The sequence below is a fragment of the Atrimonas thermophila genome (genome assembly GCF_045864955.1).
Lineage (GTDB): Bacteria > Atribacterota > Atribacteria > Atribacterales > Thermatribacteraceae > Thermatribacter > Thermatribacter velox.
Window position 1 is genome coordinate 1,472,259 of sequence record NZ_AP028803.1, and the last position, 16,761, is coordinate 1,489,019.

The window sequence follows — 16,761 nt, forward strand, 5'->3', positions numbered from 1 at the left end:
ACTCATCACACCGCAATAAAATAACAAACCTTTTATCAGAATTTTAAAGCAGTTCGCAAATATTTTCTACTTAAGACAAAAAGCACCCTTAGGGGTAAAGCATCAAGTGGAAAGCTTCTTTCTCAAACTCCAGATTTTCAGCGTATTCAGAACCGAAAGAAGAGCCACTCCCACATCAGCAAAAACGGCTTCCCAGATGCTTGTACCACCAGCGATACCTAATACCATAAAAATAGCTTTGATTCCCAAAACAAGCACAATATTCTCAAGCGTTACCCGCCTTACCAATTTCGCAATCTTTATGGCCTCATACACTCGCCAGGGGTTACCATCAACAATCACTACGTCCGCTGTTTCTATGGCTGCATGACTGCTTGAAGTACCAATCGCTATACCCACATCAGCCTGTGCTATTGCCGGAGCATCGTTTATGCCATCTCCAATAAAAGCCGTCAAACCCTTTGCCATCACTTCCTCACGCAAAATCCTAAACTTATCTTCAGGCAACAAACCAGCATAAAAGTGCTTAATGCCCAACTCGCCGGCAATTTTTGCAGCTTCTTCCGCAGAGTCTCCAGTCAAAAGATAGATTTGAATACCCATTTTATTAAGCTCCTTAACAGTGTCTATAGCCTGGTGCTTCAACGCATCGCCTAACTCGATGTAGCCTGCGTATTTCTCATCAACCGCTACATGTACTACTCCAGGAAGTTTACAAACCTCATTGCGGTGCCTTATACCCATTTTATGCAGTAAATCATCATTCCCTACATGTACTGCTCGCTTCCCAACTACCCCCCGAATACCCATTCCTGGTATTTCCTGAACCTGGACGACCGAATATTTAGCTTCAGGCTTATACGCTTCTACAATTGAACGTGCAATGGGATGATTTGAAAAAGACTCTAGATGGGTCACATACTCAAGCAATTCCTCTCTATCAAAAGGGGGCTCCTCTTTAATCTCTCTTACCCTAAAAGATCCCTCGGTGAGCGTTCCCGTTTTATCAAAAACTACGTTTTTTATTCCAGCCAGAGCATCCAAGCTCTGAGAACCCTTAAAAAGCAACCCTCTTTTGGCGGCAAAACCAATACCAATAAAATAACTGAGCGGAATACTTAAAACTAACGCACAGGGACAGGAAATAACTAAAAGTATCAGTGCCTTATAAAACCAGAGGGAAAAACTCCCCCACCCAGCAAGCGGCGGAAATACAGCCAGAAAAACTGCCAGCAACACCACAGAAGGAGTATAGATTCTGGCAAAAGCAGTAATGAAACGTTCAACTCTTGCTTTGCGCTCTGAAGCCCTTTCAACAAGTTCCATAATGCGCGAGATTGAGGTATCTTTATACTTTTCTGTAGCCTGTATTTTCAGCACTCCTTCTCTGTTCAGGAAACCAGCCAGCACTTTTACACCCGGACGCACCATAACCGGTTTTGGCTCTCCGGTGAGCGGAGAAGCATCAACTAAAGATTCCCCCTCAAGAACAATTCCATCCACAGGAATTGCTTCACCCGCTCTAACCAAGAGGAGGTCACCAACCTCCACCTCCTGAGGGGGAACCACTCGCAAAATTCCATCTTTCAAAACGTTGGCAAATCTGGGTTGAGCTTCCAGAAGAGACCTCACCGTGCTGCGAGCACGGTCTACTGAAAGATCCTGAAGGTATTCACCAATCGAGTAAAACAGCATAACGCCCACGGCTTCCGTCAAAGCCCCTATATAAAGAGCCCCCAGAGTAGCTATACTCATCAGAAAGTTTTCGTCAAACCATTGCCTCCTCCATAACCCCCTAACTGCCTTGTAAAGCACTGGATATCCCGCAATAAAATAAGCACCCAAAAGAAACAACTTTCCTAAAAGAAATGGATTTCCCCTCCAGAGCAAACCAGACAACAAAAAAATTCCCGAGATAAACAAGCGTAAAAAATCTCGTTTGTCAGAAAAGAAAAACACCCAAAAACTCCTTCCCTCGCTTTTTGGAGTGCAACATTTTTCACCCATTTCCAGTCTTCTCCTCTTTAAAATGAAGAATGGCAAGCTCGAGAATAGAATACACATGCTGGTCATCAAGGGCATAAAAAACCTTGCGCCCCTTTCTACGAAATCTTACCAAACGCATACTACGCAAAAGCCTCAACTGATGTGATACCGCCGACGGAGTGGCACCTATTATTTTTGCAATATCAAAATTACACAGCTCTCTTTCCATAAGGGCGAGAACTATCTTTAAACGAGTTGGGTCTGAAAAAGCCGCGTAAAACGCAGCCAGATCCTGGAGCTTTCTTTCGTCCGGCAGTCGAGATCTAATTTCTTCGATTTCCCCCTCAGTGGAAACTTTTTCCGTTGAACAATCATTGCTTTTCATTAATAATCACTCCAACAATTGAACAATAGTTCAACAATAATTATACTGCTCTCCTCTCTCTAAAATCAAGAGGAAAATCGCTTTCAATTAATATAATATCCGCACCCGGTGACCATTCACCAATAGGCAATGATGATACGCATCAAGGGAGCGATAATTATACTCAGCAAAGTGGAATATGCCACCATGCTGGTTGCATATTCAAAGTCGGCTTCGTAAAACCTGGCTACAACTGAAGACTGCATCATGACTGGCATCGCAGCAACAACCACAAAAACATCTTTCATTAGCTCGGGAATCCCAAGAACAATCGAAACCAACCAGGTAATGAGTGGAGTAAACAGAAAACGCCCCAGAAGTGCCAGTGCAGAGTTTGAATCAAAAATAATCCTTCTAAAACCCATAAAACGGATATTCATCCCTACACAGAAAAGGGCAAGGGGGGTGGTCAAGCCGCCAACCATTTTGAGGCTTTTTAGAGCGAATTCGGGAAGCTTTAGTTCAAAAAACATTGCTCCAACACCGATAAAAAAGGCAATGAGAGGAGGATTTAAAACCCGCTTTAGGAGATCTATGTTCCAGAAAGGAAGTCTTTCTGTAGTAGCATCCGAAATAATACCCCATACACCCAGCGTCCAGAACAAAGTAGTATTCCCAAAATAATAAAGAAGAACATACGGCAAGGCTTCCTCCCCAAGGAGAACCTGAGTCAGGGGAAGCCCCACAAAAATGGTGTTGGACATCGCAAAGGTCACTCGAAACAAGCCAGCTCGTTTCTCAGGAACACGCGCAATTTTACCTAACCCAAAGGCCAAAAAATAAGCAAATAGAATACTTATAAAGGGTACTAAAACACCCTGTTTTGCAGTCAAAAGCCCTTTCAATTCAAAGTCAGATGCGAAATTGTAAACCATATAGCAAGGAAGGGCAATGTTTATGACTAATTTACTAAAAAGATTAAACTCTCTTTCTCCAAACCACTTCAAGTAGGCAAGCCAATAACCCAACAAAACTAAAACTACAATGACCAAAATCCCCTGAATAGCATCGATAAAAATCATCATAATACAACCCTCGACTCAGAAATCTCCTTCAGCAACTCTGCCATATATTTCAGAATTGTACCATTCAACTAAAATGGATATAAACGTAATACAAAGCGCTGGAGGCAAAAAATGAATTTTAGAGAAAAAGTAATTGCTTTAGCAAAACGTCTTGGCGTAGAAACTGACTATCTGGATTCTTTTGGAAAACGCGTAGAACCACCCTTGGAAACCTTTTTGCTCTTTACAAAAGCCATGGGCTTTGAAATCGGCTCTGAGAAAGACATCGAAGAAGTAGAAAACGTTCTGAATCAAACCTCTACAAGAGAAGCATCGGTGTTGCTGGTCAAAGAAGGCAAAGTGGAGCTGCCTTGCCAGGATTCTGAAGAAATAATACTCACCAGCGATGATGAAAAAGTAATTCCGCTCACCTGCAGGAATAAGTTCCTCGAGTTCCCACCTGACCTTCCTTTCGGATACTATTTTCTTAATCTGTTTTGTAAAAACAGTCCTCGAAGTAAAAAGATCCTGGTCATTCACAGCCCTATGAAAGCATTTCTCCCGCGACAAAAGCACTGGGGACTACACCTTGGTCTTTATAGTGTGCAGAGCCCTAATAATCAGGGTATTGGAGACCTTGCCGACCTTGCAAGGCTTCAAGAAGCTGTTATTAAGTTCGGCGCTTCATATTTGGGGCTTTTGCCTCTACACTTGATGGACAAAGAAAACCCTCTTCAAACCAGCCCTTACTTTCCCTTGGATCGCTTTGCTTTTGACCCTGTTTATCTCCCTTTAAGTCAGCCCCAAGAAACCTATCCAAATCAAGATTTCGAGGTATTTCGAAACGCTCCTTTGGTCGATTATCAAAAGATCTGGAAAGCGAAAGAAAAAGTTTTCAGAGCAAACTTCAAAAAATTGTTTTCCTCACCCCTTTTTAAAGAAGATATGGAAAAATTTATAAAACTGCGAGGGGAAAGATTTGCCTTAAGCATTCTATACCAATCCATTGCTGCAAAAAAAGGAAATAACTGGCGCAACTGGCCAAGAGAAATGCAAAAACCAACTCTGAAGCTCCTCGAGCACTTTCGGGCAACAAACGAAGAAGAGTATATGTTTCACGTATTCCTGCAGTGGCTATGGAACCAGCATCTTGAAAAGTTAACTTTGCAGAACAAAGTGCTCGCCTTTGACCTACCCCTCGGATTTGCTCCTCAGGGGGCGGAAGAATGGGTTGAACAGGAATCCATGGTTTCAGAATTCTCAGTAGGAGCGCCACCCGATCCTTTTTCTCCTCAGGGTCAGAACTGGGGATTTCATCCTTTCAATCCCCACAAAATGCGCGAAAACCATTATCAGCATTTTATATCTCTTTTGAAATTCAATATGCAATATGCAAAATTTCTACGTTTTGACCACATACTTTCCCTGAAAAGACTTTTCTGGATACCCAAAGGTGCAGAAGCCAGTGAAGGTCTTTATGTAAAATATCCCACGCAAGAGTTACTGAGTATTTTGACTCTGGAAAGCAAACGTGCCAGCACCGTGATTATTGGGGAAGATCTGGGAACTATTCCTCCAGGATTCAGAGAGCTTCTACAGCAACATGATATCTTATCGACACGGGTCTTCTATTTTGAAACCGATGACCAAGGATTTCCTCTTGCACCCAGGCAATATCCTGTAAAAAGCATTTTCCTGCTTAACACCCACGACATGCCTCCTCTGCGAGGATTCATTAAGGGCTGCGATTTAAAACTGCGCCGTAAGTTAAAAATACTTGGAGAGGAAGCTTTTGCAAGGAGCTTCTTGGAACGTAAAAACTTCATCGCTAAAATGTTAAAAATGCTCAAGAACGAAGGGTTTCTGCTTGAAAGCACTTCAGAAAAAGATTTTAAAGAAATTTTCCAGGCGCTTGTTGTGTTTGCAATGCATACCCCTTCTGTGGTGAAAGCGCTGAGCCTTGAAGACCTCCTGGAAAAAGTGTTTCAACCCAACCTTCCTGGAACTACCATAAAACAATATCCTAACTGGAGAAAAAAGCACCAAATCCAGTGGGAAAAGCTGCAAAAGAAAATTGCCCAAATAGCCTTTTACTGGAATGAACCTAATAACCAAAAGCTATAAACAATTTCAATAAAAAGCAGACATTCAATTTTTAGCTCAGTGACGATGAATTTTTTGTTTTTGGGAGAAAAGAGGGATTAAAGGAAAAGCAGGGTAGGTTCCTTGACGCCTCCCAATTTGCTTTGCTACAATTTCTCAGGGAGCCGGTGTAGCTCAATGGTAGAGCAGCGGAATCGTAATCCGCAGGTTGTCCGTTCGAGTAACCGGTTCTCTCCAATGCAGTATTTAAGGACCTCCCAGGCTTTTCCCTTCCCCCCTCTAAACCCCGAATCCGATGCTCATAAAAGGGGGAATGAGCATGGGAAAGGTCTTAAAAATTGTTCAGCCTAAAACCTGGAAGGAGTATTTCTCTGACTTCCTCCTGGAAAAGCAAATTGCCGGCTGCAGAAAAAGAACCCTTAGGGATTACCGCTACCACATTACCCGCTTCTTTGATGGTTTAGAACTCGAAGATTGGGAAGGCATTCAAGAAAGGTTAAAGGAATACTTCCCTCCTGACTTAGCCCCAGCCACCTTCAACATCAGAAGAGCCTACCTCAAAGCCTTCTTTTCCTACCTGGTAAAACAGGGGGCTATACCTCAAAACCCTATAACTTTCAAAAAGCGTAAGGATGAAGGTAAAGCCAGGGCTATACCTCAGGAAGTTTTGAAGAAACTTCTGGAATTACCCAACAAGGCAACCTACACTGGATTAAGGGACTACGTGCTCATTCTCTTTACCTTAGACACCGGAATAAGACCAAAGGAAGCCCTTTCCCTTCTACCTGAGCACTTTAACTTAGAAGCCCGGGAAGTTACTGTTCCGGGTGGGATTGCTAAAACCAAAGCTACAAGAACCCTTCCTCTTTCACCTTTAACTGTGCAGTGGCTGAAGAAGCTTCTCAAGGTAAGACCCCCGGAATGGGGAGATGCCCCGGTATTCTGTTCTCAGGATGGAAAAGCAATCCTTGAAACTTCCTGGTCCCATCGTTTAGCTTCTTACTCAAAGCGTCTGGGACATAAGATTACCCCTTACGATTTACGCCACAGCTTTGCCCTTCATTCTCTACGCAATGGTATAAGCCCTTTTGCTCTACAGAGAATCTTGGGACACACTGACTTAACCATGACCAAAAGGTATTTGGCTTTGACTCAAGAGGACTTACAGAAAGAGCATGAGAAAACCAGCCCGGTAAACTTTTTCACCACTAAAAGAATGAGAAAGCTACGTTAAAAGAGGGTGAAACTGCTTCATAGAAGCCCTGAAAGGCATTTAATTTGGTTAGTTAATGTTTTATGCTTCCCAGTGTTTTTAAGGGGCTTACAGAGCCTGAGAAATGCAAATTAAGGAGTCAGATGAAAAGGTTCGTCAGAAAAAAACAGTCTTGACATTCCCCTTTCTCTTAGGGGACAATATAGCCAGAATATACCCTAAGAGAGGGGGAACACTATGAGGGAGGAAGTTCGAAAGCTCCTTGACGGAATGAGCAAAGAAGAGCTTACCGAAGTCTTTGAATATGTGGCTTGCCTTCTTGAAGAGAAGGAACAGAAAGAAGAAGGCAAACAGAAAGGGCATGTAGAAATCAAAATGATTGGTAAATGGGGTCCTTACGCTTACCTTAGATGGTGGGAAGATGGAAAGCACAAAGCTAAATACTTGGGTAAGGTAAGCAACCCTTGAAATTTTTCAGAAACAGGACACCCGGGAGAGAGAAAACGGGTATTTCTCAGTAAATACCCATTTTCTCCATTTCTTCAAAGCATTCCTCAAAGGCAGGAATAGGGGTTACTTCCTCTCTCTGTTGAGCTGGTGGCTCAAGGTTCTTTACAAGTTCCAGGAACTTTAAAGCAGTTTTTACTTCTCCCCGGTTTAAGGAATTCTCTATAACATCTAAGGCTTTAAAAGTGAGAGAGCGCATTCTGTCTAAAGCACTACCCCAGACTTCCTGCCTTTTTCTTTCCAATTCCTGTTGGAAGTAAGGGTTACGGTTTAACCACATGGAGATGGTGCTTCTCGTAACTCCCACTGCTTCAGCCACTTCCTGAGTAGTTTTTCCAAGAAGCAGTAAGTCAATGGCATTGAGTTGCTTAACGGTAAGTTGCTTAGGGTTAGCTTTTGCTAAGCTCTTCAAGGCAAAAATCACCTCCAGAAAATTGAAAACTGTTAAGAGACAGAAGGGGTTTTTTAAGGGAAAGATGGTCCGGGGTCTCTGGGGGTGCATAGGGAGTCTGAAATGCTGTTTTGTTGGGCTGCGTTAGAAATCGTTAAATCACCTCACTCTCTACTGCTATGTGCTTCCTTTCGTGTTCGTATATTGCAGCAATGGGAACATTGTATTTTCTGCTCAAATACTTAGGGGAGAGTCCGCAGTCAAGCAAATACTCAATCGTCTTCCTTTGAGGGTGGTTACAAACCGGGCAGGAAGGGTCAATGGGTTCTTCCCCGGTGTTCAATGGATTTCTATTGGGGTTTTGTTCGATGTTTGTTCGAATAGGTTCCTCTGTGGTGCTCAAATTGGGGGGTGGTAGGAGTTCGGGTTGTTCCAAATTGGGTTGGGTAGGGGATGTGTCCAAAGTGTCCAAGGTGTCCACACTTTTTAAACCGTTTTCTGCCTGCTTATAATCGGTTGTAAAACCGTGGACACTTTGGACACCCTGGACACTTTCAGATGTAAAAGCATCTTCATCACCATCTGTTGGTTGTTCCTCTTTCCATTTGATTCCTACCCAGGCCCACCAACGTTTCTCAGCTGGCCCCCTTTTGGCCTCATCAAGCCCCATGGCTAACATTTCTTGTTTAATGCGAGAGTCGCTATATGCAGTCCTCCCCTTCTGCTGTAACCATTGAGTAAAGTGTTCTTTGAACTTCCACTTGAAGATGTAGTCATCCCCGTTGTAGGTAATCTCACAACATTCCTCAACGAAACTGTGTAGAGGCGAAGAAAGCTTCAGGTAGAGTTCCTGCACTTCCTCAGTTGGTCTATGGTGGGTGAAGATGAAGTTCCGCTTTCGCAAATCCTGCAGGGTTTGAAGAACCCCGTAAAGTAGGGCTTCGTATTCCTCTGGGTCGGCATTCACTACCTGAACTTCAAGGGCGGGGTTCTCTTTGAACTGCTTCGGGAACTCAATGAGGAAAAGGCGTCTATAAAATGCCTCTGTGGTGTCTGCACTACGAGGGACCTCATTGGTCAAGAAGATTAGCTTTGCGTAATTCCTGAACTTTATTGGCTCTCGAAATTTGCGGTCAGCTTCGATGGTGTCTTCACCGGTCAACTGCTTCAGAAGGCCTGTTTTCTGAATCTCTGAATATTCAAGTTCGCCTACGGCATTAGCCAGCTTCCCATAAAGTGAAGCGCCTGCAAAGCGCCCATGTTGTAATTCATTCAAGGAAACGTGGGCTACATTCTCTTTGCCCAAAAGCCTCTCTAAAATCCTGGCAAAAAGGCTCTTTCCGTTTGAACCCCGGCCGTAAAGGATGAACAGTTTCTGGTAAGGGTAGCCACGCCAGAGGCAATAAGCCATAAGCTCGTAAAGGGTGATGGTTTGGTCTTCGGGCAGGAAACTCTCAATGAGGGGAATAACGAGTTTGCTTTCAGCCTTTGGGTTGTAACGCCAGGGAAGTTTCCAAGTGAAGTAGTCACCGGGTTGGTAGGGTCGTAGTTCATTGGTTTCCAGGTCAAAAACACCGTTGGCAAGGGGGATTAAGTGCACCGGGGGCTCAGGCAGTGGCTTCCCTTTCCAGGCGCATCCCTTAACATCGGCAATGATTTCATCAATGACATAACGCCTTTTTTGGACGTCCGGCAACTGCTCTACTGTGGTTCTCAATTCATGCGTGATTAATTCTTCCCCGTCATCACGCCACAGACCACTTCCTGGGTCAAACCAGTAAAGCGGTTCTTTCCCACCCGGCCACCAGAAACTGTATTTGGTCATCAAAGCTTCAGTGAACGGCCGGGGGTAAAACTTGTCGAGGACCAGAAATTTGGGTGTTTCTTTGTGTTCCGTTCGTAGTTCCAGCCATTCAGCAACCTTCAGAAGAACTTCTTCCGGGTAATATTCTTTAAGGGTCGGGAAGCCTGTTGTTGGCAAATCCGCCTCTACTTTTTGCGCCGTATTTCTGATTTGCGCTATACGCTGCCGTTCTTCCTCGTCGTTTACCAACCTACAAAGTGCCTCGAGAAATTCCGCTGTCTCTTCTCTGGACCATCCATTCCTAAGTAGCCATCCCGCCAAAGCCATTGAGGCAAATTGCCTAACCCCAGGGGAAGGGTAGTAACGGGCAAGTAACACGCAGGAAGCGAGCTTTGCAACGCAACGCCTTAACGTAGCAAATTCAACCCTTGCGGGTTCCTCTTCGACGTCCCAGCGAACCTCTTCACCGGATGGGTGAATTGAGTCAGGAAAAACTGTTTGGCAACCAGTAGAACGTAGTTCAACGATGGTTTCCCCATATTCAAAACGCATTGTTTTAGCACCGGGGCTAATGTAGAGCCAGTGGCTTTTGGGTTTACTTTCCCGCCCAAAAACAGCCCCGGTTGGGGGAAGAAAGTAATCAGCGACCTCTAATGCTTCGGGGCAATCAATGTCGACGTCTACCACCCAGCCTGAGGGTTCGCCAAGGAGAACTCCAACATTTTGGCCATTGCTAAAGTGCTTGGGCAAGTCGTGGGGGCTGAGCTTCAGGTTTTGCCACCCAGGAAGCACCGGGGCTTTAGAACCATGAGGGATGGGAATGACAGCCCATCCCTGGGTGTGGTATTCTTGAGCAGTTTCAAGCGAAAAGCGGCAGCTGCGCATGCCGTTTCTCCTCCGCATTTTGCTTTTTCCGTGTGTCCCAATATGAGAGAGGGAGGAATAATTGCTCACCACAGCCTCGGTCCAGCTTTGCAGCATACCGGAGAAACCGCTGTAGGGAGCAGGTAAAAACTTTGTCGCCAAAAACGACTTCCAGCAAGTCAACGCCAGCTTTTTTCATCGCTTCGACCACTTTGACGTGGTAGGACCAAGCTGGTGGTTTGCGGAGCATGTGCTCAGGTTTTGCATAACGTAATGCGACGAGCTCACCATTACGCCAAAGAAGCTTGTGGTGCGGAACACTTGCTTTTTTCTCACTTTTTTGGTATTTTTTCACGATGGTACACCTCGTTCCTTTTTCTTCCCCGGTCAGCTTCTCTGCCCAGAAGCAGCCGGGCCCTCAACTGGCCCTTGAAGCTCTTCTTCGGGTAGCTCCAGGACTTCGGCAAGCCTTTTCAAAACATTTTGAGATGGTCGAACACGCCCAGAAAGCACTGAGGAAACGTAAGTTTCCGAAATACCAAGCATACGTGCCAATACCTTGCACCCTAATCCGCATTGCAGGGCTTTCAAGCGCCCTTTGGTTAACATTTTCCTCACCTCTTTACAATCTCTATTCTTCAACATATAATAGAGACATGACGAACATTGGGGGGTCTATGGATTTTCAGAAAGGGTTTAATCTGGTTAAAAAAGCTTCAGTGGACAGGTTTCATGTCTTGCCCTACTCTGCTCGTAAGTTCTCTTACCTTCTCTCAACCTTTGAAAAATTAAGGTGGTTGGAAGAACTTTCCCAAGAAGAGAGAGATTGGTTTTTGAACGAATGGTTAGCATCTCAATTCTTTAGAGATGGAGAATGGATTTTGAAATATTATTGTTTTAAGGGTCTCTGTATTGGCTTCATTCTTTCAGGATTTGGTCTCCGTTTTTTGTTTATTCCTTACTCTCAGACTACTCTTTTTAATGCGCTATTTTTTCATACGTTTTTTAAAGGAAAAGCCCCCCTGTTTGAAGGCTTTGGAGAGCTCTTTGTCCGGTTCTTTTTAGAAGGGTGGCTTCTGAGTTGTGGTATAGCTCTCCAGGAAAAGATTGAGAAAATGAAGAAGGAAAAGCCCAATAGTAAGGATTTTGAGGAGATTATTCAGGACGAAAAGTTGTTTTATGCTGCCCTAAGCAATGGAGATTTCGAAACGTTTGCTGAAATTCGTAGGAAATACAAACTTCCTACAATTGAAGACGTGGAAGCCCAGTCGAGATTGTTGAGAAGACGTGGACTCAACCCTCCTTCACGTTTTTACAGTGTTACCCCCCTTTGTTATTCTCTCTGGGAAAATATAAAAGGCTTGCCAATCATTTTCTTCAGCGAACGCACTGAAGATGATGAAGTCCTGGCTCAAATGGCAATATGGGCTTACAGACAGGGAAAAACGGAGCTTTCTCACCTTTACCGCTATTTACAGAAATGGTGTCGGAATGAAGATTTGTTACAGGAGGTAATAGAATACCTTTTACAGCACTGGAAAACACCCAGAAGCGAATTTTCCTTTCGCTCTTACTGCCGCTTACTGTTGCGTTATTGGAGAAAAAACCTCCTTGGAAGAGAAGTCTCTTTGGAAACTGACTTTCTCAGGCCCAGAAGAAAAAGGTTTGTTAATACCCCTTTGGAGCCTGTTTTCCCCTGTTCAGTATTTGAAGCGGCTCTGTTTTTGTCTATGGAATTCCCCGAAGAACCTGAGAGTATAAAGAAATGGTTATACCGCAAAATGGAAAGAGGGGCTATTCCAGGATGCATTGCGGGTTTTAGCGTGTCTGAAGATGGTTACACCAGGGACAAGAGAATGTTTCAACTGACTGAAGAGGGCTTTGAAAAAGCCAGGGAATTACTTAGAGAAAAGAACAACAAAAAGCACTTCGAAGAGACTCGAAGTGCTGTTGTTAAAATAGTCATGAAGCAACGAAACGTTGGACGTAGAGCAGCCCAAAGATGGGTTAAAAGAAGGCTTGATGCTGGTAAAGACTGGGAAGAAATTGCCGAAGAATTGGGGCTGATTCCAGAGTCAAAGAAGGTCAAGAGTCCGCTGTCGGTAACACCAAAAATGGAATCCGCTGTCGGTAAGGGGAGAAAAGAGGGATTAAAGGAAAAGCAGGGTAGGTTCCTTGACGCCTCCCAATTTGCTTTGCTACAATTTCTCAGGGAGCCGGTGTAGCTCAATGGTAGAGCAGCGGAATCGTAATCCGCAGGTTGTCCGTTCGAGTCGGATCGCCGGCTCCAGAATTTTTATCTGGTTATCTCCTTCAGCCCCTGGTCAGTAACTAATACCCTGCCAAAAGTCGAATATTTCAAAAAGCCCTTCTCGACCAAAGAGTGAACTATTTTTCTCGCCTGTTCTTGACTAAGCCCGAGTTTTTCTCCTACGTCTTCAGGATATACGGAAACATCAGTAGCACGACCTGCTTCTTCCCAAAGCATTTTCAAAACAAGTAAATCTTTCTGGTCCACTTTTACCCTTCCCCTTTCAAGGACAAAAATAGAATCAGCTAAAAGGAACCTAACCAGTTTACGAAGAATACCTAAAATAGTATACTTCTTGAAAATCAGGAAGTTCCAGTTGCTCCAAAATAAAAGTAGAAACTAAGAAACGTGATACAGTTAAAATAAAAAAGAGGTGAACAACAATGGAAAAACAATCGGTTTCTGCAAGTGGGTTTGAACGTAACTGGTTCGCAGTAATCCTGGTCATTGTAGGCCTGGTCATAGGCTTTTCCCTTCTTTTTTCAAGTACCAATCTCGAAAAAAGTTTTGCTTTGCCTGATACTTCAGGAAAACTTGTATTCTTAGAAAACTTCGCTGGGAAACCCATAGTGGTTATTTTCTTTTCTCCTCGTTGTGGAGAATGCGTGGAAGAAGTCCCTATTTTGAAGGAGCTCTACCAGCAATACCACGATAAGGTGAACTTCATAGCGGTGGGGATAAAATACGAAAACGAAATACGTCACTTTGTTAAAGAACATGAAATTCCTTTTCCGGTGGTAATTGATACTTCCCTGCTGGTAAGTAAGCGTTTTAAGGTACATTGGTTACCGAGAATCGTTATTTTCGACAGTAATGGTAAAATAATTTTTGAGCACGAAAGCAAGCTTGAAAAAGATGCTTTTGAAGAAGCCATCCAAAAAGCGCTTTAAAGCGGAAAGGAGGTTTTGGTATGAATCAGGGTTGTTGCTCAAATCAAACCGAAAGAAGCCAATACAAACCCTGTCCATCCTGTGGTCAAAAGGGCCAACCCGTTAAGAAGATAACCGTGCAAAGTATATTAAAACCAGAAAAACGCAAACAGCTTGAAGAAAACGATTTTTGGGTTTGCGAAAATCCTGACTGCTCAGTGCTCTATTATTCCTCCAGTGGACAAACATACCTGGTTGAAGACGCTCAGGTGAGAGTGGGCTTCAAGGTCAAAGAAGACCCTATACCAGTCTGCTATTGCCACGGGGTAACGAAAAAGGACATCCTGGCCAATTGGGAAAAAACACGTAGTTTTAGCGAACTATTAAACATATTAGGCATCACTGGAGAATGTCAGTGTGAAATCAAAAATCCTAAGGGTCGCTGTTGTGTAGATGATATTCGGAAAATAGTCCTTGAAGAACTCGATGCAAACCCCCGGCAAATACAAGCTTCTTGTTGTAGCACGAATTGTTGCAGCTAAAAGTACCACTGCTTGGTAAATCGTGGTATAATTTTCGAAAAATGCCGGAGTGGCGGAATAGGCAGACGCAACGGACTTAAAATCCGTTGGAGCGCGAGCTCCGTGCCGGTTCGATTCCGGCCTCCGGCACCAGGTGCTTTAAGTACTTTCCAACTCATCTGATCCGCTTCTAAACTCTTTACTTCCTTAAATTCTCTGTCCAAAAAGTTTCTCAACACTTCTGGTCCAGGATTTTCTTCCCAGAGAAGCTTTCGTATGCTAATCTTTTAACAGAGACTAAAGGAGGAAAAAAGATGGGCAAAGCGCTTCTGAAATGGCGAGGAGTTGTGGCTTTGATAATGCTCTGCGGGATAGTCTTTCAAGGCCTCACCGGGATACTTCTTTGGCTTATTGTTCAGGGCATCCTATCGAGCGCCACTCTTTACAACTGGTTAAACCAGAGCCATCCCGTGGTAGGCATTCTTCTGCTGATAATTGCTTTTGTGCACCTGGCAATGAACAGAAAACTTTTTGCAAACGACCTTCGTTTGCTCTGGGACAAAGAACGAAATTAAAACCAAAGGAGGTTGTTCGAATGTCTTTTAAAGACCGCTTGCAAGTCGCTCAATTCCTTGAAGAAAAAAAAATCATAGCCATCATACGCACTGACCAGGCTCAATCTTTAATTGAGGCAGTAAAAGCCTTGAGAGAAGGAGGAATTCACTGCATAGAGGTAACCATGACCACCCCCGGAGCGCTAAAACTTCTTGAGGAAGTGCGAAATAAGGTGGAAAATGTCCTGTTTGGCGCAGGTACAGTGTTAGACCCGGAAACAGCTCGAGCCTGTATTTTATCTGGAGCACAGTTTATTGTTACGCCCTCATTAAACTTACGAGTCATCGAAGTAGCCCATCGTTACGATGTCCCAATTATCCCCGGAGCTTTTACACCAACCGAAATCCTCACTGCTTGGGAGAATGGAGCTGAGGTGGTAAAGGTGTTTCCTGCCTCAGGAGTCGGCCCGGGTTATATTCGCGAACTAAAAGGTCCCTTTCCCCAAATAAAGCTCTGTCCTACCGGGGGCGTGAATTTGGAAAACATACAAGCCTTTATAAAAGCCGGTGCAAGTTGTGTCGGAGTCGGTGGAGCACTGGTAAAAAAACAGCTGATTGCGGAAAAAAACTGGGAAGAATTGAAAAATTTAGCCCAAAGCTTTTACCAGGCAGTAACCAGCATTTAACCAGAAAGCGCTCTGCACTGCAGAGCGCTTTCTGGTTAAATCACGCCAGATGCCCAAACCAAGCCTTTGAGCTTCAAGTTCGAGCTTTTTAAAGTTGTCCTCATACCTTACATTAGGCGGAAACGTATATACCCTGGCATAACCGTTGGCAACAAGCCATTCGTTCACCATCAAGCCGTCCACATAAACGTAAGCCAGGAGCCTTCCATATCGATCTCGCCTCTCAACATCGAATTCAAGCCTTACCCTCTTACCTTCAACAAGCTTGCGATTCGCTTCCTTCGCCTCCCAGGCGTAAAACTCGGGCCTCCCATTTTCGCCGCTTAGTTCTGGGGTATCAATGCCTATATAGCGGACTCGCTCTCCACTTTTGAGCTTTATAGTATCTCCATCAATGACTTCCTCTACTACATACTCCCCACTGCGCTGCGACAAGCCATAAAAAACAATTATCATTAAGAAAATGAGTAAATAGCCGAAATTGCGAATATCTTTTTCACGCACCTAAACCACCCTGAAAAGGGGCTCCTCCCCAGCAAGCACTTTCACAATATTCAAAGCAGCAATAGTACCCATCTTTATATTTGCTTCTCTGGTATGAGCAGCTACATGAGGGGTTACAATGACGTTGGGCAGACCAAAAAGTGGACTTGCAAAAGGAGGTTCTGTTGATAAAACATCCAGCGCCGCCCCTTTTATCTTTCCCTCCTTAAGAAGGTTGTAAAGGGCTTCTTCATCAACCAATTCTCCCCGAGCTGTATTAACAAAAACGGCGCTTTCTTTCATGCGGGAAAGCAACCCTGAATTAATCATCCCCCTGGTCTCATCCGTGAGAGGAGCGTGCAAACTAATGACATCGGCCTTTTCAAAAAGCTCTTCCAACGTTACTTTAGAACAGCCTTCTCCCCCATCCTCTACCAGAGGATCGTAAAAAATCACTTTCATTCCAAAACCAAGAGCCCTCTTCGCTACCCCTCTTCCAATCCTACCCATACCAACTATGCCGATGGTTTTCTCAGCAAGTTCCTCTCCAAGTACCGGGCTACCCCATTCTTTGTTCTTCACCCGCTCTATAAGCAACGGCAAATGCCTGAAAAATGCCAGAATTAGAGCAAAAGTCATATCAGCAACCGATTCAGAATTAGCTCCCGGCGTATTGGTGACCACCACGCCATGCTTTCTGGCGGCTTCAAGATCGATATTATCCACGCCAACCCCGTGCTTTGAAACTACTTTAAGGTTAGGGCAACGGGAAAAAACCACCTCTCCTACTCTGTCTACACCCACCAGTACAGCCGAAGCATTTCCTATCAGTTCAGCCACCAGCTCTTCGTTTTCTGGTTCTGGATTATGTTTCTTCTCAACTGCCAAGCCAGCCTTCTCAAGAATCTCCCACGGTTCTTTGGAAGCCTTGGCAAAAGAGCGAGCCAAAATTACCACTTGTTCCATTGACTTTTCACCACCCTCTCTCGATTCGCGACACTTCGTTCGACACCCCTGGTATAATAAAAAAAAAGGAGCTTA

The 16,761-nt window shown here is 44.3% G+C and carries 18 protein-coding genes and 2 tRNA genes; 10 read left to right on the plus strand and 10 right to left on the minus strand.

Annotated features, from left to right (window positions below; genetic code table 11):
* Positions 1–102 precede the first annotated feature (102 nt).
* The 3 genes from ACKTT1_RS07775 to ACKTT1_RS07785 all read right to left on the minus strand — a co-directional run bounded on the left by ACKTT1_RS07775 (position 103) and on the right by ACKTT1_RS07785 (position 3,435).
* On the minus strand, positions 103–1,755 hold the full coding sequence (locus ACKTT1_RS07775) for a heavy metal translocating P-type ATPase (RefSeq protein ID WP_412709199.1): 1,653 nt from the start codon (positions 1,753–1,755) through the stop codon (positions 103–105).
* A gap of 244 nt (positions 1,756–1,999) precedes the next feature.
* Positions 2,000–2,371: an ArsR/SmtB family transcription factor gene (locus ACKTT1_RS07780; protein WP_369018924.1), complete on the minus strand. Its 372-nt coding sequence runs from the start codon at positions 2,369–2,371 to the stop codon at positions 2,000–2,002.
* A gap of 116 nt (positions 2,372–2,487) precedes the next feature.
* Positions 2,488–3,435, minus strand: a complete 948-nt coding sequence (locus ACKTT1_RS07785) for an AEC family transporter (protein ID WP_369018923.1) — start codon at positions 3,433–3,435, stop codon at positions 2,488–2,490.
* Positions 3,436–3,546: 111 nt separating this feature from the next.
* On the opposite strand from ACKTT1_RS07785, the gene malQ reads away from it, so the two are divergent.
* The 3 genes from malQ (at position 3,547) to ACKTT1_RS07800 (ending at position 7,198) form a co-directional block, all read left to right on the plus strand.
* A complete protein-coding gene (gene malQ, locus ACKTT1_RS07790; RefSeq protein WP_369018922.1) occupies positions 3,547–5,538 on the plus strand; it encodes a 4-alpha-glucanotransferase in 1,992 nt (663 codons plus the stop codon).
* A gap of 298 nt (positions 5,539–5,836) precedes the next feature.
* Positions 5,837–6,751 carry a tyrosine-type recombinase/integrase gene (locus ACKTT1_RS07795; protein WP_412709200.1) on the plus strand — a complete coding sequence of 305 codons (915 nt, stop codon included), beginning with the start codon at positions 5,837–5,839 and terminating at the stop codon, positions 6,749–6,751.
* 216 nt (positions 6,752–6,967) lie between these two features.
* On the plus strand, positions 6,968–7,198 hold the full coding sequence (locus ACKTT1_RS07800) for a hypothetical protein (RefSeq protein WP_412709201.1): 231 nt from the start codon (positions 6,968–6,970) through the stop codon (positions 7,196–7,198).
* A 46-nt stretch (positions 7,199–7,244) separates the two neighbouring features.
* Here the strand turns inward: ACKTT1_RS07800 and ACKTT1_RS07805 are convergent, their stop codons facing one another.
* The 4 genes from ACKTT1_RS07805 to ACKTT1_RS07820 form a co-directional block, all read right to left on the minus strand.
* Positions 7,245–7,649 (minus strand): helix-turn-helix domain-containing protein, encoded by a 405-nt coding sequence (locus ACKTT1_RS07805; RefSeq protein WP_412709202.1) that lies wholly within the window; start codon positions 7,647–7,649, stop codon positions 7,245–7,247.
* 133 nt (positions 7,650–7,782) lie between these two features.
* Positions 7,783–10,317 (minus strand): phage/plasmid primase, P4 family, encoded by a 2,535-nt coding sequence (locus ACKTT1_RS07810; RefSeq protein WP_412709203.1) that lies wholly within the window; start codon positions 10,315–10,317, stop codon positions 7,783–7,785.
* Positions 10,292–10,651: a hypothetical protein gene (locus tag ACKTT1_RS07815; RefSeq protein ID WP_412709204.1), complete on the minus strand. Its 360-nt coding sequence runs from the start codon at positions 10,649–10,651 to the stop codon at positions 10,292–10,294. The genes ACKTT1_RS07810 and ACKTT1_RS07815 overlap by 26 nt, the downstream gene beginning before the upstream one ends.
* Positions 10,652–10,683: 32 nt before the next feature.
* The gene (locus tag ACKTT1_RS07820; RefSeq protein ID WP_412709205.1) at positions 10,684–10,905 is read right to left on the minus strand and encodes a helix-turn-helix domain-containing protein; all 222 of its coding nucleotides are present in this window, start codon (positions 10,903–10,905) and stop codon (positions 10,684–10,686) included.
* A gap of 47 nt (positions 10,906–10,952) precedes the next feature.
* Here ACKTT1_RS07820 and ACKTT1_RS07825 point away from each other — a divergent pair, with 47 nt between their 5' ends.
* Together ACKTT1_RS07825 and ACKTT1_RS07830 are read left to right on the plus strand one after the other, a co-directional pair.
* Positions 10,953–12,521, plus strand: coding sequence for a hypothetical protein (locus tag ACKTT1_RS07825; RefSeq protein ID WP_412709206.1), 1,569 nt, complete (start codon positions 10,953–10,955; stop codon positions 12,519–12,521).
* Positions 12,512–12,586: transfer RNA gene (locus ACKTT1_RS07830), tRNA-Thr, on the plus strand. Before ACKTT1_RS07825 ends, ACKTT1_RS07830 begins: the two co-directional genes overlap by 10 nt.
* Before the next feature lie 6 nt (positions 12,587–12,592).
* Here the strand turns inward: ACKTT1_RS07830 and ACKTT1_RS07835 are convergent.
* Positions 12,593–12,814 (minus strand): hypothetical protein, encoded by a 222-nt coding sequence (locus ACKTT1_RS07835; RefSeq protein WP_369018921.1) that lies wholly within the window; start codon positions 12,812–12,814, stop codon positions 12,593–12,595.
* Positions 12,815–12,990: 176 nt separating this feature from the next.
* Here ACKTT1_RS07835 and ACKTT1_RS07840 point away from each other — a divergent pair, with 176 nt between their 5' ends.
* From ACKTT1_RS07840 to ACKTT1_RS07860, 5 genes are all read left to right on the plus strand, one after another.
* Complete coding sequence (locus tag ACKTT1_RS07840; RefSeq protein ID WP_412709207.1) at positions 12,991–13,497, plus strand: TlpA family protein disulfide reductase; 507 nt, start codon at positions 12,991–12,993, stop codon at positions 13,495–13,497.
* Positions 13,498–13,517: 20 nt separating this feature from the next.
* A complete protein-coding gene (locus tag ACKTT1_RS07845; RefSeq protein WP_412709208.1) occupies positions 13,518–14,018 on the plus strand; it encodes a putative iron-sulfur cluster-binding metallochaperone in 501 nt (166 codons plus the stop codon).
* Positions 14,019–14,061: 43 nt separating this feature from the next.
* Positions 14,062–14,150, plus strand: a tRNA-Leu gene (locus tag ACKTT1_RS07850).
* 98 nt (positions 14,151–14,248) lie between these two features.
* The gene (locus ACKTT1_RS07855; protein ID WP_412710572.1) at positions 14,249–14,572 is read left to right on the plus strand and encodes a cytochrome b/b6 domain-containing protein; all 324 of its coding nucleotides are present in this window, start codon (positions 14,249–14,251) and stop codon (positions 14,570–14,572) included.
* A gap of 20 nt (positions 14,573–14,592) precedes the next feature.
* The gene (locus ACKTT1_RS07860) at positions 14,593–15,237 is read left to right on the plus strand and encodes a bifunctional 4-hydroxy-2-oxoglutarate aldolase/2-dehydro-3-deoxy-phosphogluconate aldolase (RefSeq protein ID WP_412709209.1); all 645 of its coding nucleotides are present in this window, start codon (positions 14,593–14,595) and stop codon (positions 15,235–15,237) included.
* Here the strand turns inward: ACKTT1_RS07860 and ACKTT1_RS07865 are convergent.
* Both ACKTT1_RS07865 and ACKTT1_RS07870 read right to left on the minus strand, forming a co-directional pair.
* Positions 15,199–15,741, minus strand: coding sequence for a thermonuclease family protein (locus tag ACKTT1_RS07865; protein WP_369018916.1), 543 nt, complete (start codon positions 15,739–15,741; stop codon positions 15,199–15,201). The genes ACKTT1_RS07860 and ACKTT1_RS07865 overlap by 39 nt on opposite strands.
* A complete protein-coding gene (locus ACKTT1_RS07870; RefSeq protein ID WP_412709210.1) occupies positions 15,742–16,686 on the minus strand; it encodes a phosphoglycerate dehydrogenase in 945 nt (314 codons plus the stop codon). It abuts the gene before it with no gap.
* Between the last annotated feature and the right edge of the window lie 75 nt (positions 16,687–16,761).